The following is a 21748-nucleotide window of genomic DNA, read 5'->3' as shown; positions in this document are numbered from 1 at the left end:
AAATAGCTTTTCAAGAAAAACAATGGTATAATTTCCTTAAAAATTTTATTAAAGGTATTATTTATGCTTGTTGCACCCTCTATATTATCAGCAGATTTTGGGAAATTAGATGAAGAAATAAAAGCAATTTGTGATGGTGGATGTGATTTGATTCATGTTGATGTAATGGATGGACATTTTGTTCCAAATATGACAATAGGCCCTGTTGTAGTTACTCCTGTAGCAAAGGTTGCTACTAAACCACTTGATGTTCATCTTATGGTTGAAAATAACACATTTTTTGTAGATTTATTTGCACCATTAAAACCAGAATATATATCTTTTCATATAGAAAGTGAAAAGCATCCCCATAGACTTATTCAAAAAATTAGAAGCTATGGTATAAAACCGGCAATTGTTTTAAATCCCCATTCAACTCCTGAAAGTATAGAGTATTTGCTTGAAGACTTAGATATGGTTTTACTAATGTCTGTAAATCCAGGTTTTGGTGGACAAAAATTTATTTCAAGTGTTATAGAAAAAACACAAAAGTTAAAACAACTTATCAATAAAAGAAATCCAAACTGTCTTATTCAAGTTGATGGAGGAGTAAATGATAAAAATATCCATGAACTTAAAGATGCTGGTGTTGATGTAGTTGTTGCTGGAAGTTATGTATTTGGAAATGGTGATTATTCAAAAGCTATAAAAAGTTTACAAATTTAGTAAGATAGTTTAAATTAAATAAAAAATGATATAATCCAAAAAAATCAATGAGAGTTTAGAAACATGAGAGTGAAAATTTGTGGTATAACAAACTTAGAAGATGCCTTAGAAGCTATCAAAGCAGGTGCAAATGCACTTGGATTTGTTTTTTATGAAAAAAGCCCAAGATATATCTCTGCACTAGAAGCAAAGAAAATAGTTGATAAACTTCCTCCTTTTATACAAACTGTAGGTCTTTTTGTAAATGAATCCTCAAAACATATAAATGATATATGTTTTCTTGCTGGAATGCAATTAGCTCAAATAATTGATGATGAAGATAAAACTGAGTTTGATAATTTAAATGTTAAATATATTGAAGTAATAAGAGCAAAATCAAAAGAAGATTTAGAAAATTTAGAAGAATCTTATTATTTAATTGATGCTTTTGTTGAAGAGTTTGGAGGGGCTGGTAAAAGGGTCGCTTTAGAGTGGTTTGACAAAATAGATTGTTCAAAAATTATTTTAGCAGGTGGATTAAAAGCTTCAAATTTAAAAGAGTTAAAAAACTATAATTTTTTTGCTGTTGATGTTAGTAGTGGAGTTGAATCATCAAAAGGTAAAAAAGATAAAGAAAAAATGAAAGAGTTTATACAAAAAGCACATGAGATCTAAAAATAGAAAAAATAGAAATAGAAAAAGTACTCACGTTTCAAATATCGATAAATTAATAGCAAAATTAAATAAAAAAGATATGCCATTAGATGAGTTTTTAGCTACATTAGATAGTTTTAAAGATACTTTTTATGAAAATGCAGAATTAGAAATGGAATTACTATTATCAAATGGTTTACCAATAGAACTTGAGGGTGAAAATATCTTTTTAAAGACAAATAAAACACCTTTTAAAGAGCAGACTTTTTGTATAGTTGATATAGAAACAAATGGTTCTGATGTAAATAAAGGGCAAATAATTGAACTTGGTGCTGTTAAGTATAAAAATGGAAAAATAATTGATAGTTTTGATTCTTTGGTTTTTGCAAAAAGTATACCAAGATATATTCAAGAAGTTACAAATATCACACCTAAAATGTTAGAAAATGCACCCGTTGTTGAAAAAGTATTAAAAGAGTTTAAACTTTTTTTAGAAGATGATGTTTTTGTTGCTCATGATATAAAATTTGATTACAATTTTATATCTGATTCTTTAAAAAAATATCATTTGGGTCAATTAGAAAATAGAAAGCTTTGTACTATTGCTCTTGCACGAAGAACAATTGATGCTCAAAGGTATGGTTTAGATTTTTTAAAGGAACTTTTACATATAAAAATAGATAATTTACATAGAGCTTACAGTGATGCTTTAAGTACAACATATATATTAAAAGAGTCTTTAAAAAGTTTACCAAATAATGTTTTGACAACAGAAGAGTTAATAAACTTTTCAAAATCTGATAACATTATAAATAAAGGAAGATAATATGTTTTCTCAAGAAGAGTATTTAAAAGCTTTAAGATTTGCAGCAAAAGCACATAAAGAGCAAAAAACACCTTATGATTTGCCGTATTTAACACATGTTACAAGTGTAGCAATGGAAGTGATTCATGCAAGTATAGAGTCAAAACTTGATGATGATAAAGCAAATAAAGCAATATCATGTGCACTTTTACATGATGTACTTGAAGATACATCTTTTACTTTTGATGATATTTTTGATGAGTTTGGTTTAGATATAGCTGAGGGGGTAGAAGCTTTAAGTAAAAACTCTGATTTACCTAAAAAAGAGCAAATGCAAGATAGTTTAAATAGAATTTTAGAACAACCATATGAAGTACAATTAGTAAAACTTGCAGATAGAATAACAAACTTACAAAAGCCACCAAAACATTGGGATAATGAAAAGAAAAAAGCTTATTTAAAAGAGGCTAAATTTATTCTTTCATGTTTAAAAAATTCAAACCTTTATTTATCAGCAAGATTAGAAAAGAAAATAGAAGATTATAATCAATATATTGATTAAGATTTAAGATAAAGCTTTTAAAAGTAGTTTATTTAAAAGCTTTTGTTCTTCCTTGTCTAATTTATCAAAATATTTATCTTCAAGTTCTACTATTTGTTTTAAAGATTTTTTTGTTATGTCTTTACCCAGATTTGTTAGTTGTACAAGTTTACTTCTTTTATCTAATATATTATCAATTCTTTTAATATACTCTTTTTGTTCAAGTTTTTTTAGTACTTTTGTCATTCCACCTGAAGAAAAAAACATTACATCATATAAATCTGTAGGACTCATAGTAAAGTTATTTTCAGCCTTATAATAAAGCGTTGATAATATATCAAGTTCACTTTGATTTAATAAAAAGTTTTTCTTTAAAAACTTATCTCCATGTTCAAATATTTTTCTATGTAAAATAAAAAATGGAATAGTAATATTCATACTGTCTTTATAAACTTCTGGTGTTAATTTTTTTACATTTTCAAGATTGGTTTCAAAGGATTTTAAATTCATAAAGAGATTATAACATAAATAAATTTATCTTTCCTAGAAAGGTAAAATTAAGTAAAAATATAATATCTTTCCAAGAAAGATAGATATTTAAAGGAGAATCTATGTCAGCATGGATTTATTTGATTTTAGCAGGTGTTTTAGAAATAGGTTTTGCCTCAATGCTAAAACTAACAGAAAATTTTACAAAACTTATACCAACTTTGATTTTTGTACTCTTTGCCTTAGGAAGTTTTATTAGTCTAACAAAAGCATTAGAGTCTATTCCAATAGGAACAGCTTATGCAATTTGGACAGGAATAGGTGCATTTGGTACTATTATAATAGGAATTTTATTTTATAAAGAACCAGCTAGTATGATGAGACTATTTTTTTTATTTACACTTATTTCATCAATTATTGGTTTAAAATTAGTAACAAATTAATTTAGAAGCTAATTGCTTCTAAATTAACTATCTTTTATTGCTTCTTCTGCGTATTTTAAGCCTAAATCAAAAGCTTTATTATTTATATCATGTACTTTTGCTGGAACTTTAGAAAGCATTGTTTTTCTTAATATTTCATTATCAACTGTATTATTTGTCATGTAGTTTGCAATTGATAAAGCTATTACTGATTGTGTAATTACATTGCCTACTTCTTCTTTTGCAATTGTAATAATTGGAATTTCATATATTTTGAATATTTTTTTATCTTCTGGTGTTGGTTTTACAAGATTTGGTTCAATTACTATAATTCCACCAGGTTTTACTCCATTTTTAAATTGATCATAAGAGATTTGTGCAACTGAAAGCATAAAATCAATCTCACCATCATTTGCATATGGAAATAAAATAGGTTCATTTTCTAATGTAATATCAACAACTGTTGGACCACCTCTTACTTGTGATGTATAAGTTGCTGTTTTTAATCCATAGCCTCCAGCTTCAATTTTAGCAGCAGCAAAAATTTCTCCTGCTAGTAAAACGCCTTGCCCACCAACTCCTGTAAATCTCATTAATGTTCTAGCCATTTTATCTCCTAAAGCTCAACTTTTGTATTGTTTTGATGTGCTAGTTTTACTTTTTCATAAGAGTCACAATACTCTAAAGCTTCTGTATTTTGTTTTAGCACACCTGTTGGAAATTTTCCTACTTTATCTTCATCTTCTAGTTTATCAAACTTTGTTTTTGCAAGAGAAATAGAATCAATCCACTCCAAGTTTTGCATTGCAGTACCCATTTTGTTTTTTCTTCCTAAATTTATATGACAATTAGAGAATATATCAAAAAATGAATAACCTTTATGTTGAAAACCTTTTACAAAAATTCTTTCAAGTTTTTTTGGATCAAGCATTGTTTCTCTTGCTACAAAACTAGCTCCTGCACCAATTGCTAAATTACATGCATCAAAAGTAGGATCTATATTACCTCTTTTTGCTGTAACTGTCCACATACCTTGTGGAGTTGTTGGGCTTGTTTGTGAATTTGTAAGTCCATAAATAAAATTATTTACAACTATGTGATTTAAATCAATATTTCTTCTACACCCATGAATAGTATGATTCCCACCAATTGCTAATCCATCTCCATCACCAGTAACACAAATTACATGTTTATCAGGGTTTGCAAGTTTTATTCCTGTTGCATAAGCAATAGTTCTTCCATGTGTGGTATGAACTGTATTACAGTTTATATATGATGAAAATCTACCAGAACATCCAATTCCTGATACAACACATACATCATTCATATCCCAACCAATTTTTTCAATGGCTCTAATTAGTGCTTTTAAAATAACACCATCACCACAACCCCAGCACCAAAGTGTTGGCATTTTATCTACTCTTAGGTATTTATCATAATTAAAAGCCATATTACATTCCTTTGATTTTTTCGATTATTTCAATTGGAGCTATTGGTCTTCCATTTGCTTTAAATAAAGTAGCAAAATCTTTTCTTTGACTTGCTCTTTGTATTTCTTGAAAATATTGACCTTTATTTAGCTCTGTTACTAAAACTTTGTCTATTTTTTGACAATACTCATATATTTTTTCTTCAGGACTTGGCCAAAGAGTAATTGGTCTAAATAGTCCTATTTTTATACCTTCTTTTCTAAGCCTTTTTATAGCTTCTTTTGCAGAAAGTGCCACTGAACCATATGCTATAATCATAATTTGTGCATCATCAAGCATATACTCTTCATATTGATTAACTTCATCTAAATGTAAATTAACTTTATCAAAAAGCCTATCTATTAGTTTTTGACAAGTATCACCATCTTCTGTTGGGTGACCTGTTGGTCCATGATGCAATCCTGTAAAGTGATATTTGTATCCTTTAAACATTGGATTTAATATAGCAGGTTCATCATGTGGTACATCATAAGGTTTATACTCTTTTGGATCACCCTCATAAACTCTTCTTGGTTTAATTGAAGCTTGAATCTCTTCTAAATCTGGGATTACAGCTTTTCCACTCATATGTCCAATAGTTTCATCAAGTAGTAAAAAAACAGGTTGCATAAATCTATCTGCTAAATCAAAAGCTTTAATTGTTTGTGTATAACACTCTTCAAGTGTAGAAGCACAAAGTGTAATAGAGTTATAATCTCCATGAGTTGGTGCTTTTGCTTGAAGAATATCACCTTGTTGAACTCTTGTTGGAAGACCAGTTGATGGGCCTCCTCTCATAACATTTATAATTACAAGTGGAACTTCAGCAATATAACCTAATCCAATATTTTCAGCTTTTAGTGAAATTCCTGGACCACTTGTTGCTGTAAGTGCTCTTTTCCCACTCATTGCTGCACCTAGTGCTGCACATACTCCTGCTATTTCATCTTCCATTTGGATAGCAGCTCCACCATTTGCAGGTAATAAATCTGAAATTGTATGCATTACTTCACTTGATGGAGTAATTGGATAACCTGCAAAAAATTCACATTTTGCATCAACTGCTGCCATTGCAGCTAAATTATTTCCCGTTGATATTATTTCTCTTGCCATTTAATAAATCCTTGTATTAGCTAAGTATTCTATAGTTGTTATTTTTTATTGCAATACTTCTTTGTTTTGCTTCATCTGTTAATTTTGCAAATTTAAACTCTTTTTTATCTGCTACAAAAATCGCAAAATCAGGACAAGACAATTCACAGTCCATACATCCAATACATGAATCTTTATTCTCAACACTAACCATTGAGCCTAGTGTAGAGCCAGGCTCAAGTCTCATTGCCAATACTCCAGCAGGGCAAACAGATACACAAACATCACATGCTTTGCATCTACTTTCATCTACCCAAACAGGTGTATTTTCTGGCGCCTGTATAGTTTCCATATTATTTTCCTCTTTTGTAATAATTAATTGTAATTATTTCTAAATTTTATAAAAGTATAATAACTTAAACCAATTATAAATAATAATTAAACTTTAGACAATACATACTTAAAAGATACTTTACTAGAGCCATTTTTAGCCAATAGTTTTACTCAAGATTAAGTAAATATTTACTTTTTTTATCCTTCTTTAGTTCTTTAAATCTATTATTTGGTTTATTTGCTATAATACAAAAAAATTTAAAGGTTAAATATTGCTTCTTTATCAGCCAAAAGATGGTTATTGTTACAATAGTGACACTCATTTTTTATATGACTTTATAATAAGAAATTTAAATCAATTTAAAAATATTAATGGTGAAATTTTGGATATTGGTAGTGGTAGTGGGATACTTGGTCTTTTAGTTGCAAGAGATAATCCAAAGCTTAGTTTAAATCAGTCTGAAATTCAAGAGGAGTTTCAGTTTTTAAGTCAAATAAATAGCAAATGCAATAAAATAGAAGCTAAAATGTATAAAGGTTCATTTTTACAGTTAGAGTTTGATAAAAAATTTGATATTTGTATTTCAAATCCGCCTTTTTATCATAGTAATGTAATAAAAAGCGAAAATGAAAACTTGAAAATTGCAAGATATAATGATTCTATGCCTTTAGAAGATTTCATATCAAAAACAAACAGAGTTTTAAAGCCAAAAGGGAAGTTTTTCTTTTGTTATGATGTAAAACAAATAAATGAGATATTGTTACTTTTAAAAAAATATAAATTCAATGTTGAAAGTATGCAGTTTGTTCATCCTAAAAAAGACAAAGACGCAACTTTGGTTTTGGTTTATGCAAGAAAAGATTCAAAATCTTTAACAAAAGTTTTATCTGCAATGACTGTTTTTGAAAAAGATGAGTTTTCAAAAGAGGTTTTAAAGATTTATGAAAAATCTTTAACTCATAGTATAAAAGTAGAAATATGATATTAAAAGAAAAAGGTTATAATTATTGCTTTGACGCAAATGTTTGTTCAAGTTGTCAAGGTAATTGCTGTATTGGTGAAAGTGGTTATATTTGGATAACTAAGGAAGAAATAGATAATCTAAGTAAATATTTAGATATAAGCTTAGAAGAATTAAGACTAAAGTATTTAAAAAAAATAACATATAAATATAGTTTAAAAGAGATAAAACTAGAAGAGAATAATTATGCATGTGTTTTTTTTGATTTAGAAAAAAGACAATGTTCTATTTATGAAGCAAGACCAACACAATGTAGAACTTTCCCTTTTTGGGACTATTTTAAAAATAATGAAAAAGAGGTGTATGAAGAGTGCCCAGCTATAAAACCCTTGTAATAATAATCTTATCACTGTTTTTTGTATCTTGTGTAGGAAATAATAATTTACAAAGAAAAGATATCAAACTATTTGAAGCAGAAGATCAGTATATACTTTTTGCATTAGAATATGAAAAAAATAGAGATTTTTATAAAGCAAGACAAGTATATTTTGAACTATTTGATAAAACAAATAGATATGAGTATTTATTGAGATTTTTAACTATAAGTATGCAACTTTCAAGATTTGAAGATGTAAAAGAGTATAGTTATAAATACTTAGATGAAGATACACCTTATTATGAAGATGTATTAAGATTTTATGCAATATCTTTATTGAAATTAGGTGAATTAGATGAAGCTTTAAAGGTATCACTACAACTTCTTGAAAAATTTAATAATTCTGATAATTATGAATTAACTGCAAATGTCTATTTTGAAAAAGAACAATATAAACAAGCAGAAGAGTATTTCGAAAGTGCCTATATTTCAAATGTTAGTGGAGATACACTTACAAATCTTGTAGATGTTTTATACTCATATTTAAATAAAAAAGAGAAAGCAATATCATATTTAGAAACACATATTAGGCTTTATGGTTGCCAAGGTGGAGTTTGCACAAAACTTTTTTCTTTTTATTCAGAACAAAAAAATATTGATGGAATTATTTCTGTTCTTAAAAAATCATATTTTGAAAATAAAGCAAAAGGTGATTTGTTTTCTATGAATAGAACTTATAAGTATTTAATCGCTTATTTAGAACAAAAAAATATTGATGAAGCAATAAGATTTTTAGAAGAGAATAGAGTAGATGATTTTAAACTATTAACTTTATATCAAAAAAAAGATGATAAAAAAAATGCACTTAAACTTTTAAAGGAACTTTATAAAAGCACTGGAAATATAGACCTTTTAGCACAAATTGCTATTTTTGAATTTGAAGTTGCAAAAGATAAAAGAAAAGTACTAAAAGAGGTTATTGAAAACTTTGAGAGTGCATTAATGATTTTAGATAATCATATTTATCAAAACTATTTAGGCTATTTACTAATAGATTATGAAGTTGATATAAAAAAAGGTGTTTTATTAATTGAAAAAGCATTAAAGAAAGCTCCTAACAATGTAGCATATATTGACTCATATGCATGGGGTTTATATAAAGAAAAAAGATGCAAAGAAGCTTATATTCAAATGAAAAAAGTAGTAGATGCAATAGGACTTGATGAACCAGAAATTAAAATGCATTGGAATAAAATTAAGGAGTGTAAATAAGTGATTTTAGATGAAATTATTGAAAAAACAAAAGAGGATTTAGAAAGAAGAAAAGTTGAAATTCCTCTTGATTTACTTGGTAGAAGTTTAGCTTCAAATCCTTATGCCCCAAGAGATGTAAAAAAGTATCTTGCATCTACAAAAGATGAACCCATAAGAGTAATAGCTGAAGTTAAAAAAGCAAGTCCTAGTAAAGGTATAATAAAAGAGGATTTTGATCCACTTGCAATTGCACAAGAGTATAGTGCAAATGGTGCAAATGCAATTTCAGTTTTGACTGAACCTCACTATTTTAAAGGTGATTTGGAGTATTTAACTCAAATAAGAAGATATGTTTCAACACCACTTTTAAGAAAAGATTTTATTGTAGATAAATATCAAATTGTTGAAGCTTTAGTTTATGGAGCTGATTTTATATTACTTATAGCAAAAGCTTTAAGTACAAAAGAGCTTAAAGAGTTATATGAGTATGCTTTATATATAGGACTTGAGGTTTTAGTTGAAATTCATGATAAAGAAGATTTAACAAAAGCTATGAAATGTGGTGCAAATATAGTAGGAATTAATCATAGAAATTTAGATACTTTTGAAATGGATATGCAACTTTGTGATAAATTAATTCCAATGATACCAAATGGAAAAATTATAGTTGCAGAAAGTGGAGTAAGTAACACTGAAACTATCAAAAGACTTAGCTCAATTGGAGCAGATGCTTTTTTAATTGGGGAACACTTTATGAAAGTTCCATCTATTAAAGATGAGCTTGAAACTTTTAAAAATGCTACTAAATAAAGAAGAGAGTTATTCTTTCTTCTTTTTATTAAATAATCTACAAATATATACTACAAATACCTTTTTTTACATTATAATTATAAAAAAGAGTTTATTACAAAATCATTTTTCAAAAAATTTCTTTATTTTGTAAAACTTGAAAAAAGGTCAAATAGTTAAATCTAAATTTGATGAATATAATAGGAGTAGGAACAAGACAAAGTTTAACTACATATATAAGTAAAAGAGGGATGGTTTGTCAAAAGTTTATAGGACATAAAAATTGAATTTAGATGAATTGGCTAAGTTAGCTTTGGAGTGCTCAAATTATAATATTACTTATGAAGAGAGTATTTTTTAAAGTAAAAAAATTGAGAAATCATCTTAATAAAGTGAGTAAGAAAATATTACTAACATTCAAACTGAGATAATAAATTTCTTAAAGTGTTACTAAAATACTCATGTAATAAGAAATTTCAAACTTTGTAAAAATAAAACCTATAAAAATGCCGATTTAGTCCCATATATAAATAGAGGGAAATTTGATTTATATTTATAAGTTTTATAATGTGTAAGGTTGAAGTTGACAAAAGATGATGTTTTATATAAAATAAATATGTTTAATAGATATGTTAAAAAATAATATAAAAATTAAAGCAAAGATTAAGATTATATTTGTTATAATTTTATGTTAATATGTATGAAAGGTAAATTATGAAAAAATGTATTGTTAAAAGGAGTTTGGAAAAAAAGTAATTAAAGACATACTTTATACAAAATCTACTTATTGAAATTCTCTCAAAAATCAATCATTTAAATTACAATGTTAAAATCAAGCAAACAAAGCTTTTAAATTGTCTTAGGGCAAGGCTTAACTATGTTTGAAAAAGTGTTATTGCACTAGTTGCAAGAATAAAGTATATCTAAAAAAAGGAGGTATTATTATGTAAAATTTAACTTGACAAAAGAGTCAAGATTTTGAAAGTGTTTAATAAATTGTTAATAGAATGATACTTACATTCTTCTAAATACTTTCTTAAACCCACTCTTTTTAATGCTACTTGTGCAGTAGAACGGCTTTAAAAAATCAAAAGTCTTATCATTGTTAAAACAGTTGTTAGTAGGGCATTAGTATTGCCTGAAAATATAAGTTAATTGGTACTAATATAGTTATAAACTGTAGTAGTAATTAAATGATTTTAAATAAGGATATAAATGGAAAATCAAGAAAAAAATGAAGTATTTAATAAACAATGTGAGTATTATACTGAGGTAAAGAAAGAAAGAAATTTAATGGGGTTAAATAGTTTTATAAAACCTATGCCTATTATAATAGAAAAATGTACACATCCTGAGGTAGTACAAAGAACTAGATTTTTCTATTGTGAACCTGATATACACGAATGGTGTCCATATTATAATAGTGGATTAACAAATAAAGATAGGGATTAGCCCTATCTTTATATAAGTAAAGGAAAAAAATGGAAATTATAGAAAAAATTAAACTAAATGATGAGGTTATTGATTCAGTTTTTGCTTTTTATAAAGGTGCTGAGGTATTACTTAATGATGATAAATCAAACTTTGATACAATCTATGCTTATTTATTACTTCAAGCTACTTTAATAGAAAGGTTACAAAAAATTGTATATATGGTTGATTTTTATGATAAAAATAAAAAACAAGTAACTGATAAAGAATTAAAAAATAGTTTAGGACATAATATATCAGATATTCATAAAAAATTTTTTGTTAACTATATTGAAAAAAAGGATAGTATATATATTGAAAAATCGTTAGATATTTTAACTAAAATAGTAACAGTAAAAGGAGGATATCGATATATAAACTTTAATCTTCAAAATAATGAAATGTTTGATATGGGGGAATATATAGGAAGTATTTTTGATGTGGTATCTTTAATTAATATAAAAAATTGCAGTATAAATGATCTTAAAAAACATAGTATAGCATCTTTAAATATTATACATATAATATTAAAAAAGTATACTGCAATTTTAATAAACTTACTTTGGAATAGAAAAATAGGAAATGGTGAAGTAACTCTTATTCCTTTTCAAGAGCTTGTAACAAAAGGTTTTTATCAAATTAATTTAGAAATTGAAATAAGGGATATTTTATTAAAATATAAATTTTACGATTAATTCTCTTTTTATTCAAAATATTTGCATTTATTTTCTGCAAATCCATTTTTTTTGAATATAATTGCATTTTAGATTAAATAAGGAAAAATTTTATGAGATTATACATCCTATCAAGAAACGAAGAACTTTACTCAACAAAAAGACTTGTAGAAGCTGGTAAACAAAGAGGTTGGGAAGTTAGAGTTATTGATTATTTAAAGTGTAGTATTGAGATTATGAAAGGTGAACTAAAAATTAGCTATTTTGGAGAAGAGTTGCCTAAACCTGATGCTATTATTCCAAGAATTGGAGCAAGTAGGACATTTTATGGAACTGCAATGGTAAGGCACTTTGAGATGATGGATGTGTTTACAGTTACAGGAAGTTTAGCTATTAAAAGAAGTAGAGATAAATTAAGAAGTTTACAAATACTTTCAAAAAAGTCAATAGATATGCCAAAAACAGTTTTTGCTTCAAATGAATCAAGTGCAAAAGATGTAATAGCCTTAAGTGGTGGAGCACCTCTTGTTTTGAAAATACTTGAAGGAACTCAAGGCGTAGGTGTTGTATTAGTTGAGAGTGAAAAAGCAGCAAAATCAGTACTTGATGCTTTTTATGGGATGGATGTAAACTTACTTGTACAAGAGTTTATAGAAGAGGCAAATGGTTCTGATATAAGAGTTTTAGTAGTAGGTGGTGAAGTTGTAGGAGCTATGAAAAGACAAGGTGCTGAAGGTGATTTTAGGTCAAACTTACATCAAGGTGGAACAGCAATGGCACATAAACTTACAAGAAAAGAAAAAGCAACTGCAATTGCAGCAGCAAAAGCTATGGGATTGGGTGTTTGTGGAGTTGATATGATTCCCTCAAAAAGAGGACCTCTTGTAATGGAAGTAAACTCTTCTCCTGGTTTAGAAGGAATTGAAACATCAACAAACCTTGATATCGCAGGTAAAATTATGGATTATATTGGTCAAAATGTAACACCAAATGATGATTTACTTAGAAAAAGAAAATTAAAAAAAGATAATATTGGAGCATAATAAAATGGATAAAGATTTTATAACTTTAGGAGAACAAAATATTCCTAAAGGGGTAAACATCACAATAAATATAGAGCTTCCAAAACTTTATAATACTCCAACAAAACTTCCTATACATGTAATTAGGGGCAAAAAAGATGGTCCAGTTGTATTTGTAAGTGCTGCTGTACATGGTGATGAATTAAATGGTATAGAAATAATTAGAAGATTAAGAAAATTAAATATTTTAAAAAGATTAAAAGGTACACTTATTCTTGTTCCAATTGTAAATGTTTATGGAACTATGACTTTATCTAGATATATGCCAGATAGAAGAGATTTAAATAGAAGTTTCCCAGGTTCTGTTAAAGGTTCACTTGCAAGTAGGGTGGCTAATATATTTTTTAAAGAGATTGTTTCAAAATGCGATTTGGGTATTGATTTGCATACTGCTTCTATTCACAAATCAAACTTGCCTCAAATTAGAACAAATACAAAAGATGAGTTTACTTATAAACTTGCAAAAGCTTTTGAAGCACCTGTTGTTTTGCACTCAGAATTAAGAGATGGTTCTTTAAGACAAGTGGCACAAGAAGATGGTATCCCTATTTTATTATATGAAGCAGGGGAAGCTTTGAGATTTGATGAAACATGTATTAGAATAGGTGTAAAGGGCATTGTAAATGTATTAAGAGAATTAAACATGCTTCCTATTTCAAAAAGAAAATCTAAAAGATTACCAGTTATTACAAGAAGTAGTCAATGGATAAGAGCAAGTGAAAGTGGAGTTTTAAGAACAATCAAAGCCTTAGGAGATATTGTAAAAAAAGATGAAATCATTGCTTTTATAGATGAACCATTTGGTGATGCTTCTTTTGAAATAAAATCAATATTTGATGGAATAATCATTGGAAAATCAGAAATACCTTTAGTTCAAGAAGGTGATGCAATTTTTCATATAGCTAAGTTTAAAAATCTAGAAGCTGCTGAAACAAAAATAGAGTATTTTAATGAAGAAATTTTAAATGAAAGTGAGTTTTTTGAACTTAATAATGAAGAGATAATCGAAGAGTAAAGATAGGGAGTGTTAGAAATTTTGTGTCAGTCTGATAGAATTTATTCTAGAGGATTTAACAGGTGCATTTGAACAATTAAAATCTGATGCAAAAGATACTAAATATGTAGTTTCAGCTCCTCTTATTAAACAGCTTACAAAAGTGATTTTTGTTATTCAAAAAGTCTTAAGGGTTTAAAAGAATCTATAAATTCTACTTATTGAACACTTTTTGGAACAAATTATATCTCTATATAAAGGTTGTAAAGCCAGTAAGTAAGATTTTCTAATATAAGAAGTTGTAGAGTGAACCAAAAATATTGTTTACGGGAGATTTCCAGTGGTGGTATATATTTACCATAGTTTGACACATATTATCCCCCCCCTTTATATATTGATGTTTAAGGTAAATAATTATACCTAAAATCACCTATATATGGATTTACTTATGATTTTCTATGTGTAAAAGTTGAGATTTATAATTAATGTTGATTTAACATATATTATATTATAAAATAATTCCAACATAGTTTGTTAAATAAATTTATATATAGAGTATAGTAGTTATGAAGATTTTAATAATTGAAGATGATAAAGATATTGCAAATTTCCTAAAAAGAGGATTTGAAGAATTACATTATACTATTGAAATTTCAAATGATGGGGAAGAAGGAGAGTATCTTTCTATCATTAACAAATATGACGTAATTATATTAGACTGGATGCTACCTAAAAAAAATGGTATCGAAATCTTAAACAATTTAAGACAAAAGAACATTTTTACACCGATATTAATGTTAACAGCAAAAGATGCAGTTGAAGATAAGATAACAGGTTTAAAAACAGGTTGTGATGATTATCTATCTAAACCTTTTTCATTTGAAGAATTAGAGGCTAGAGTAACTTCACTGTATAGAAGAAGTTCACAAATGAGTAATATAATGGAATTTTCTAATCTAAAAGTAAATTTAGATACCAAAGAGGTTTTAAAAGATAATTCTATTATTAATTTATCTATAAGAGAATATGAACTTTTGTTATTGTTAATTAAAAACAAAAACTCCTATATTTCAAAAGATACTATTGAGGAAATGCTATATAGTAATGAGGAGTTTCTCAATAGCAATGTGATTCAAGTTACAATATATAATTTAAGAAAGAAAGTAGGTAAAGAACTTATTAAAAGTTTTAGAGGCATAGGGTATAAAATTGAGATTTAAAAGTATTAAACATAAAATTCTTTTTTGGTTTTCAAGTGTAATTTTTATTATACTTTTTATTTTTAGTTATGCTTTATATTATTTACTTGAAGAAAGTATTAACAAGCGCATACTTGAACAACTAGAGCAATATGCAATTTCATTACATCTTGATTTAAAAGAAAATAAATTTAATACAAACATAATTATTGATGAAACACTAAAAGACGTAGAAGTTGCTATTCTAAAAAAAAATAAATTAATATATCAAACGAAAAAATTTACATTAAAGAATTATGAAACATTATATCAAGAGCCTCAGTTATATATTAATGAAATCAATAACTTTGAAGTAGATGCAATATATTCATATAAATTTACAAATCCCTTTGTAGGAAATATTCTTTTATATAAAAAAAATATACATAATCAAGCAGAAGACATTGAGCATATTTTACTCGGCACAATTCCTATATTATTGATAGTATTAATGTTTCTTGCAAATAAGATTATTGATAAAATATTAATACCAATTAAAAACATTACAAGAGATGCTAAAAATATTACAGTTTCAGATTTATCAACTTCAATTGAAAACCCATCTAATAAAGATGAAATATCTGAATTAATTTCATCATTTAATAGTATGATTTCTCGTCTAAAAGAAGGAGTTTCCAAATTAGATACCTTTAATAAAAATGTTTCTCATGAATTTAGAACTCCATTGACTATCATAAAAGGTGAAGCTGAAGTTACATTGAAAAATATTCGAGAACCTGATTACTATATTAAAAGTTTAGAAGTTATATTAAAAGCGGTAAACCAATTATCAAACATTACTGATGAAATGCTGTTCTACACAAAATATACAAAATATAATGTAAAAAACTCTTTTAGTTGGTGTCAATTAGATTCTATTATTATGAATATAATTGAACAGTATAACAATGATTTAAAAAATAAGAATATCAATTTAACTTTGAAAGAGTTTCATTCATTAAAATATTTGGGCAATCATAATCTTCTTCATACCATTTTTAAGAACTTAGTTGATAATGCAATTAAATATAGTCATAACAATTCTAATATCAATATTGAACTTTATTTAGAAGAAAACTATGCTATTTTCAAAATTCAAGATGAAGGGATTGGTATTCCAAAAGACAAAATAGAAAAAGTTACAGATGAATTTTTTAGAGTTGAAGAATCAAGAAATAAAAATATACAAGGAGTTGGATTAGGATTATTCATTGTTAAATCTTGTATTGACCTTCATAAAGGAATATTACAAATCAATTCTACTAATCAAGGTACCTTAGTAACCGTTAAACTCCCATTATAAATTAGTAAAACTATATACACTGGGAGTGTAAATAAAACTGTGTAAATTCCAAATTAGATAAAATCTAAGAAGGAGATTTACATGATAGATAAAGAAGCAATCAAAGAGGCTTACAAGAGTGGACAGATAAAGTCCTTAGATGATGTCAATGATGTTATGAAGTCGATGGTTAAAGATGTTATTGAAGTTTTAACCGAACAAGAAATAACACACCATTTGGGCTATGAGAAGCATCAAAGTTCTCAAATTGACAATTACCGTAATGGTCATAATGATAAATCACTGAACTCCAAGTTTGGTGTTATAGATGTCTCAATTCCAAGAGATAGAAACTCTGATTTTCACCCTGAAATCATTAAAAAAAGACAAACAGATATTCATGGTATTGAAGATGCTGTAATATCACTTTATGCTAAAGAAATGAGTACCAGAGATATTCAATCCCATATTGAAGAACTCTATGATCATAATATCTCTCATGAATCCATTTCCAATATCACTGATGCAGTTATTGAAAAAGCCAAAGAGTGGCAAATAAGACCATTAGAATCAATCTATGCCATTATCTTTATGGATGCCACATTTTTAAAAGTAAGACTTGAAGGACAAGTCAGAAATGTAGCTGCTTATTTGATGATTGGAATTACCCTTGATGGACATAAAGATGTCTTAGGTGTTTGGATTGCTAAGACTGAATCATCCAAGTATTGGTTAGGTGTTTTAAATGAACTGAAGAATAGAGGTGTAAATGATGTTCTTATCTTTGCAGTAGATGGATTAAATGGATTCTCTAATGCTATTCAAGTAGTTTATCCTCACTCTGAAGTTCAAAGATGTATTGTACATCAAATTAGAAACTCTTTGAAGTTTGTCTCATGGAAAGATAGAAAAGAGCTTGCAGATGATTTAAAATTCATCTATAAAGCAGTAAATGAAAAATCAGCATTAAATGCTTTAAAAGAGTTTGAAGATAAGTGGGCTAAAACTTATCCTCATATTATCACTATACACTATACACTATACCCTTTTCATTTTCATTTCATTTTCATAATTTAATATTCTACTTTATTTTAATTGGAGAAGAGTATTGATGAGAATCTTTAAAACATTGGCAATACATTATTTAATAATGATAGGTATACTTTTTATTGGACGTTTATGTCTGTTTATTATGTACTTTGATAATTTTAGTAATCACACAGATGTTAATTACTGGCTGACTTTTATTTATGGATTGAGAATGGATACTATTAGTGTCTCTATCATTCTAATTATTCCTTTATTTATGATGACTTTATTACCTAAATATGCATCTAAGTTTTATGAATCCACATTAAAATATTACTTTGTCATTACAATATCTTGTATGATATATATTGAAGTTGCCACTTTTCCTTTTATCTTAGAATATGATGTTCGTCCAAATTATTTATTTGTGGAATACTTAGTATATCCACAAGAAGTTTTCTCTATGATTTTTGCAGAATATAAATTAGAACTATTTTTTGCAGTCTTATTAATTTCTATATTTATTATAGGATATTTAAAACTTTTCAAATTTTATTTTAAAGGACTCTTTGACATTCATTATATAAAAAGACTTGCATTATTTTTGCCATTATCAATACTTTTATTTATAGGTATTCGTTCATCATTTGGACATCGACCTGCAAATCAATCTGATGCAATGTATTCATCAAATAGAATACTAAATGAGATTACAAAAAATTCATTGTACAGTATAGGATATGCTATTTATATCAATAAAAAGAATAATAACAAAGCTTTATTAAAGCAGTACGGTAATATGCCTATAGATGAAGCATTGAATCGAGTTCAAAAAAGATTAAATATAAGTAGTAACAATGTAAAATTGCCTTTTTCAAGAGTTCAACCAACGAATTTTCATGATGTTTCATCAAAAAATCTGGTTATTTTTATACAAGAGAGTTTAGGTGCACAATTTGTAGAAGCTGTAGGTGGTGAAAAAGGAATTACTCCCAATATAAATCGTTTAAGTAAAGAGGGTATTTTATTTACAGATTTATATTCAAATGGTACACGAAGTGTACGAGGAATAGCTGGGTGTATGGCTGGAAACTTTGCAATTCCAGGTAAAGGGGTAATCAAAAGAAATAAATCTCAAAGAGATTTCTTTACCATCGCTTCTTTATTAAAACCGTATGGTTATCATACTTCTTTTATTTATGGTGGTGAAAGTCGATTTGATAATATGAGAGGATGGTTTTTAGGAAATGGTTTTGATGAAATTATTGACCAACCACGTTTTAATAATCCTTCTTTTACTGGCACGTGGGGTGTTAGTGATGAAGATATGGTTATTAGAGCTAATAATGAATTTGCTAAACATTATAAAAATAATCAAAAGTTTGCTAGTGTAATGTTCTCAACTTCAAATCATTCACCTTTTGATTTCCCAAATAATAAAATAGAACTTATTGATAATGTACCTAAAAAAAGTGTCAAAAATGCAATTAAATATGCAGATTTTGCAATTGGAAAGTTTTTTGAATTAGCAAAACAAGAATCTTATTATAAAGACACCGTTTTTGTTGTCGTAGCAGATCATAACATACGTGTGTATGGAGAAGATGTAATTCCTGTAAATATGTTTCATATACCAGGATTTATAATTTCAGAAAGCGTGAAGCCAATGAAGTATGACAAGATAACAACACAGCCAGATATCTTAGCAACAGCACTTGATTTAATCGGTATTGACTTGAATTTCCCTATTCTTGGACATTCAATTTTTAGTGATAAAAAACAGAATCTCTCTTTTATGCAGTTTCATAACTCTTATGCTTTACGAGTAAATGATAGTATTGCTATAATTCAACCTGGGAAAAAACCGGTAACGTATAAATATAAAAATAAGCATCTTTTAGAAACTGTTTCTGATACAGAATTAGAACAAGATGCATTGGCATTTATTATTACACTGGATTATTTATATCAAAATAAGCTTTATAAATAAAATAAATATATTTTCATTAAGGAAAAAACTTGAGAAATCAACCAAAATATAATTTTCTAAAAAATACTATGTATGCAATAAAAGGTTTATTAGATTTAGTAAAAACTGAAACATCTTTTAAAATTGAACTAATTATTACATTAATTTTATTTCCATATATAATAATAATTGATACTACTTTAATATATAAACTAATTATGTTTATTACCTTATTTGGGATGTTACTTGCAGAAGCAACAAATAGTGCCATAGAAAGAGTTGTTGACTTAGTTACATTAGAACACCATCATATGGCAGGAAGAGCAAAAGATGTTGGAAGTGCTATTGTATTTATTAGTATTATAGTCTTTATTTTTTCGTGGGGATCTATAATATTAGATCTTTATTTATAATTTACTGTTACTTTATAAGGAATCATATTTTGAAAATACGACAACAAACCCTACTTATATTTTTGGTTGCACTTTGGATTGGACTATTTAGTAATAATGCGTTTTTTAAACACTTATTTGAAATCTATCCATTCTCAGATAACATTATATTTGATATAACAGTCATTATAAACTCCATTTTGTTTATGAACTTAGTATTTCTACTGTTCTCTTCAAAATATACAACGAAACCTCTATTGATTTTGATGTTGCTTACAGCTGCTTTTAGTAATTACTTTATGACAACGTATGATGTAGTTATTGACCATAGTATGATTGAAAACGCAGTTGAAACAAGTATGAAAGAATCTCTTGATTTATTCAGTTTAAACATGGTGCTATATATTCTATTCTTATTTGTTCTCCCATCTATTTTTATCTATTTTACACCACTGCAATTTGGTAGTTTAAAAATGGAACTCAAAAGAAAAGCACAATCATTTATTTTAAGTTTATTGGTGATTGTTATTACCATTGTATCTCAAGGGGATTACTATGCAACGTTCTTTAGAGAACACAAACAAATACGATATTATGCCACGCCAACTTTTCAAATCTATAGCGTAAAAAAATTTATCAAAGAGAAGTATTTTCATAAAAGTGTTGAGTTTCAACATGTCGCCATGGATGCTAAAATTGATGAACCAATTCCTGAGAGAGAATTGATTGTCATGGTTGTAGGAGAGACTGCACGAGCAGATAGATTCTCACTTAATGGATATGCAAAGCAAACCAACCCTTTACTGGAGCAAGAAGATATTATCAATTTTCCACAAGTCAGTTCATGTGGTACTGCCACTGCTAAATCCGTACCTTGTATGTTCTCCCTGACACAAAAGAAAGACTACGATTCAACAGCAGTTAGAAATACAGATAATGTTTTGGACATTTTAAAACGATCTGGTGTCAATGTCTTATGGAGAGATAATAATTCTGATTCAAAGGGTGTTGCCCTACGAGTTGATTATGAAGATTTCCAAAGCTCTGACACAAACCCTATTTGTGATATAGAGTGTAGAGATGAAGGAATGTTATCTGGATTACAAGAGTATATCAATACTCATCCCAAAGGTGATATCATGATTGTTTTACATCAAATGGGAAATCATGGGCCAGCTTATTATAAGCGATATCCAAAACGATTTGAGAAATTTACCCCTGTATGTACAACCAATCAACTTGAAGAGTGTAGTAAAGAAGAGATTGATAATGCCTATGATAATGCGATTTTATATACCGATTACTTTTTGAAAAAAGTCATTGACCTTCTAAAACGGAATAATGATTTTGAAACAGCAATGGTCTATATGAGTGATCATGGGGAATCATTAGGAGAGCATGGAATTTATTTACATGGAATGCCTGACTTATTAGCTCCTATTGAGCAAACACACGTGCCATCAGTTTTATGGTTTGGAGATAAAGTCAAGGGTGAATTAAAAGTTGATGAACTCAAAGCCAATAGCAAAAACAGCTATTCACAAGATAATCTTTCTCATACCCTTTTAGGATTATTTGAAGTGCAGAGTGAATATTATAAAAAAGAGTTAGACATTTTAGAACCATTTAGAAAAGAAGAGGATTAGTTTTCTGTCAACACTAAATAGGGTATCAAACAAGTTATAAAAACAAATTCCAAAACCTGTAATATTTGGAACAATTTGACTAAGTAAGTTTAACATGCTAAA

At 27.5% G+C, this 21748-nt stretch carries 24 protein-coding genes; 19 read left to right on the top strand and 5 right to left on the bottom strand.

Features of this window, described 5'->3' with window-relative positions:
- Nucleotides 1-63 precede the first annotated feature (63 nt).
- The 4 genes from rpe to AMRN_RS09125 all read left to right on the top strand — a co-directional run bounded on the left by rpe (nt 64) and on the right by AMRN_RS09125 (nt 2705).
- Nucleotides 64-705, top strand: coding sequence for a ribulose-phosphate 3-epimerase (gene rpe / locus AMRN_RS09140; protein WP_099312052.1), 642 nt, complete (start codon nt 64-66; stop codon nt 703-705).
- Between the two features lie 63 nt (nt 706-768).
- Entirely contained in the window at nt 769-1359 is a 591-nt protein-coding gene (locus tag AMRN_RS09135) for a phosphoribosylanthranilate isomerase (protein ID WP_099312054.1), read from the top strand.
- Complete coding sequence (locus AMRN_RS09130; RefSeq protein ID WP_099312056.1) at nt 1349-2164, top strand: 3'-5' exonuclease; 816 nt, start codon at nt 1349-1351, stop codon at nt 2162-2164. The genes AMRN_RS09135 and AMRN_RS09130 overlap by 11 nt, the downstream gene beginning before the upstream one ends.
- Before the next feature lies 1 nt (nt 2165).
- On the top strand, nt 2166-2705 hold the full coding sequence (locus AMRN_RS09125; protein ID WP_099312057.1) for an HD domain-containing protein: 540 nt from the start codon (nt 2166-2168) through the stop codon (nt 2703-2705).
- Nucleotides 2706-2708: 3 nt separating this feature from the next.
- On the opposite strand, the gene AMRN_RS09120 is transcribed toward AMRN_RS09125, so the two are convergent.
- A complete protein-coding gene (locus AMRN_RS09120) occupies nt 2709-3194 on the bottom strand; it encodes a MarR family transcriptional regulator (RefSeq protein WP_191282109.1) in 486 nt (161 codons plus the stop codon).
- Nucleotides 3195-3295: 101 nt separating this feature from the next.
- On the opposite strand from AMRN_RS09120, the gene AMRN_RS09115 reads away from it, so the two are divergent.
- The gene (locus AMRN_RS09115) at nt 3296-3616 is read left to right on the top strand and encodes a DMT family transporter (RefSeq protein WP_099312059.1); all 321 of its coding nucleotides are present in this window, start codon (nt 3296-3298) and stop codon (nt 3614-3616) included.
- Between the two features lie 23 nt (nt 3617-3639).
- Here AMRN_RS09115 and AMRN_RS09110 read toward each other — a convergent pair whose 3' ends face one another.
- The 4 genes from AMRN_RS09110 to AMRN_RS09095 are packed head-to-tail and all read right to left on the bottom strand — an operon-like array spanning nt 3640 to nt 6508.
- Nucleotides 3640-4203: a 2-oxoacid:acceptor oxidoreductase family protein gene (locus AMRN_RS09110; protein WP_099312061.1), complete on the bottom strand. Its 564-nt coding sequence runs from the start codon at nt 4201-4203 to the stop codon at nt 3640-3642.
- 8 nt (nt 4204-4211) lie between these two features.
- Nucleotides 4212-5045, bottom strand: coding sequence for a 2-oxoglutarate ferredoxin oxidoreductase subunit beta (locus tag AMRN_RS09105; protein WP_099312062.1), 834 nt, complete (start codon nt 5043-5045; stop codon nt 4212-4214).
- A 1-nt stretch (nt 5046) separates the two neighbouring features.
- The gene (locus AMRN_RS09100) at nt 5047-6177 is read right to left on the bottom strand and encodes a 2-oxoglutarate synthase subunit alpha (protein WP_099312064.1); all 1131 of its coding nucleotides are present in this window, start codon (nt 6175-6177) and stop codon (nt 5047-5049) included.
- A 16-nt stretch (nt 6178-6193) separates the two neighbouring features.
- On the bottom strand, nt 6194-6508 hold the full coding sequence (locus AMRN_RS09095; RefSeq protein WP_099312066.1) for a 4Fe-4S binding protein: 315 nt from the start codon (nt 6506-6508) through the stop codon (nt 6194-6196).
- 253 nt (nt 6509-6761) lie between these two features.
- Between AMRN_RS09095 and AMRN_RS09090 the strand changes: the two genes are divergently transcribed.
- The 14 genes from AMRN_RS09090 (at nt 6762) to AMRN_RS09025 (ending at nt 21646) form a co-directional block, all read left to right on the top strand.
- Nucleotides 6762-7472, top strand: coding sequence for a tRNA1(Val) (adenine(37)-N6)-methyltransferase (locus AMRN_RS09090; protein ID WP_099312068.1), 711 nt, complete (start codon nt 6762-6764; stop codon nt 7470-7472).
- Nucleotides 7469-7846, top strand: a complete 378-nt coding sequence (locus AMRN_RS09085; protein WP_099312070.1) for a YkgJ family cysteine cluster protein — start codon at nt 7469-7471, stop codon at nt 7844-7846. Before AMRN_RS09090 ends, AMRN_RS09085 begins: the two co-directional genes overlap by 4 nt.
- Nucleotides 7822-9099: a tetratricopeptide repeat protein gene (locus AMRN_RS09080; protein WP_118897419.1), complete on the top strand. Its 1278-nt coding sequence runs from the start codon at nt 7822-7824 to the stop codon at nt 9097-9099. The genes AMRN_RS09085 and AMRN_RS09080 overlap by 25 nt, the downstream gene beginning before the upstream one ends.
- On the top strand, nt 9100-9891 hold the full coding sequence (trpC, locus tag AMRN_RS09075; RefSeq protein ID WP_099312074.1) for an indole-3-glycerol phosphate synthase TrpC: 792 nt from the start codon (nt 9100-9102) through the stop codon (nt 9889-9891).
- 1194 nt (nt 9892-11085) lie between these two features.
- A complete protein-coding gene (locus AMRN_RS09070; protein ID WP_099312076.1) occupies nt 11086-11322 on the top strand; it encodes a hypothetical protein in 237 nt (78 codons plus the stop codon).
- A gap of 29 nt (nt 11323-11351) precedes the next feature.
- Complete coding sequence (locus AMRN_RS09065) at nt 11352-12035, top strand: hypothetical protein (protein WP_099312078.1); 684 nt, start codon at nt 11352-11354, stop codon at nt 12033-12035.
- 92 nt (nt 12036-12127) lie between these two features.
- Nucleotides 12128-13057: a 30S ribosomal protein S6--L-glutamate ligase gene (gene rimK, locus AMRN_RS09060; RefSeq protein WP_099312080.1), complete on the top strand. Its 930-nt coding sequence runs from the start codon at nt 12128-12130 to the stop codon at nt 13055-13057.
- Nucleotides 13058-13061: 4 nt separating this feature from the next.
- Entirely contained in the window at nt 13062-14111 is a 1050-nt protein-coding gene (locus AMRN_RS09055; RefSeq protein WP_191282107.1) for a succinylglutamate desuccinylase/aspartoacylase family protein, read from the top strand.
- A gap of 545 nt (nt 14112-14656) precedes the next feature.
- Nucleotides 14657-15310, top strand: coding sequence for a response regulator transcription factor (locus tag AMRN_RS09050; protein WP_099312082.1), 654 nt, complete (start codon nt 14657-14659; stop codon nt 15308-15310).
- Nucleotides 15300-16631: a sensor histidine kinase gene (locus tag AMRN_RS09045; protein ID WP_079578541.1), complete on the top strand. Its 1332-nt coding sequence runs from the start codon at nt 15300-15302 to the stop codon at nt 16629-16631. Before AMRN_RS09050 ends, AMRN_RS09045 begins: the two co-directional genes overlap by 11 nt.
- 81 nt (nt 16632-16712) lie before the next feature.
- Entirely contained in the window at nt 16713-17687 is a 975-nt protein-coding gene (locus AMRN_RS09040) for an IS256 family transposase (RefSeq protein WP_099312084.1), read from the top strand.
- A gap of 184 nt (nt 17688-17871) precedes the next feature.
- A complete protein-coding gene (locus tag AMRN_RS09035) occupies nt 17872-19629 on the top strand; it encodes an LTA synthase family protein (protein WP_228145322.1) in 1758 nt (585 codons plus the stop codon).
- 29 nt (nt 19630-19658) lie between these two features.
- On the top strand, nt 19659-20021 hold the full coding sequence (locus AMRN_RS09030) for a diacylglycerol kinase (RefSeq protein WP_079578536.1): 363 nt from the start codon (nt 19659-19661) through the stop codon (nt 20019-20021).
- Nucleotides 20022-20050: 29 nt separating this feature from the next.
- Nucleotides 20051-21646, top strand: coding sequence for a phosphoethanolamine transferase (locus AMRN_RS09025; RefSeq protein WP_079578534.1), 1596 nt, complete (start codon nt 20051-20053; stop codon nt 21644-21646).
- Nucleotides 21647-21748 lie beyond the last annotated feature (102 nt).

This window comes from Malaciobacter marinus, from assembly GCF_003544855.1.
GTDB classification, from domain to species: Bacteria; Campylobacterota; Campylobacteria; order Campylobacterales; family Arcobacteraceae; genus Malaciobacter; species Malaciobacter marinus.
Note: the sequence above shows the minus strand (reverse complement) of the source record. Positions and strands in the feature narration are given on the sequence as shown.

Coding starts and splice junctions, on each gene's coding strand:
- AMRN_RS09100 (WP_099312064.1), bottom strand. CDS start 6,177: ATGGCAAGAGAAATAATATCAACGGGAAATAATTTAGCTGCAATGGCA.
- AMRN_RS09125 (WP_099312057.1), top strand. CDS start 2,166: ATGTTTTCTCAAGAAGAGTATTTAAAAGCTTTAAGATTTGCAGCAAAA.
- rimK (WP_099312080.1), top strand. CDS start 12,128: ATGAGATTATACATCCTATCAAGAAACGAAGAACTTTACTCAACAAAA.
- AMRN_RS09050 (WP_099312082.1), top strand. CDS start 14,657: ATGAAGATTTTAATAATTGAAGATGATAAAGATATTGCAAATTTCCTA.
- AMRN_RS09055 (WP_191282107.1), top strand. CDS start 13,062: ATGGATAAAGATTTTATAACTTTAGGAGAACAAAATATTCCTAAAGGG.
- AMRN_RS09130 (WP_099312056.1), top strand. CDS start 1,349: ATGAGATCTAAAAATAGAAAAAATAGAAATAGAAAAAGTACTCACGTT.
- AMRN_RS09115 (WP_099312059.1), top strand. CDS start 3,296: ATGTCAGCATGGATTTATTTGATTTTAGCAGGTGTTTTAGAAATAGGT.
- AMRN_RS09110 (WP_099312061.1), bottom strand. CDS start 4,203: ATGGCTAGAACATTAATGAGATTTACAGGAGTTGGTGGGCAAGGCGTT.
- AMRN_RS09040 (WP_099312084.1), top strand. CDS start 16,713: ATGATAGATAAAGAAGCAATCAAAGAGGCTTACAAGAGTGGACAGATA.
- AMRN_RS09065 (WP_099312078.1), top strand. CDS start 11,352: ATGGAAATTATAGAAAAAATTAAACTAAATGATGAGGTTATTGATTCA.
- AMRN_RS09035 (WP_228145322.1), top strand. CDS start 17,872: ATGGATACTATTAGTGTCTCTATCATTCTAATTATTCCTTTATTTATG.
- AMRN_RS09120 (WP_191282109.1), bottom strand. CDS start 3,194: ATGAATTTAAAATCCTTTGAAACCAATCTTGAAAATGTAAAAAAATTA.
- AMRN_RS09105 (WP_099312062.1), bottom strand. CDS start 5,045: ATGGCTTTTAATTATGATAAATACCTAAGAGTAGATAAAATGCCAACA.
- AMRN_RS09085 (WP_099312070.1), top strand. CDS start 7,469: ATGATATTAAAAGAAAAAGGTTATAATTATTGCTTTGACGCAAATGTT.
- rpe (WP_099312052.1), top strand. CDS start 64: ATGCTTGTTGCACCCTCTATATTATCAGCAGATTTTGGGAAATTAGAT.
- AMRN_RS09135 (WP_099312054.1), top strand. CDS start 769: ATGAGAGTGAAAATTTGTGGTATAACAAACTTAGAAGATGCCTTAGAA.
- AMRN_RS09070 (WP_099312076.1), top strand. CDS start 11,086: ATGGAAAATCAAGAAAAAAATGAAGTATTTAATAAACAATGTGAGTAT.
- AMRN_RS09095 (WP_099312066.1), bottom strand. CDS start 6,508: ATGGAAACTATACAGGCGCCAGAAAATACACCTGTTTGGGTAGATGAA.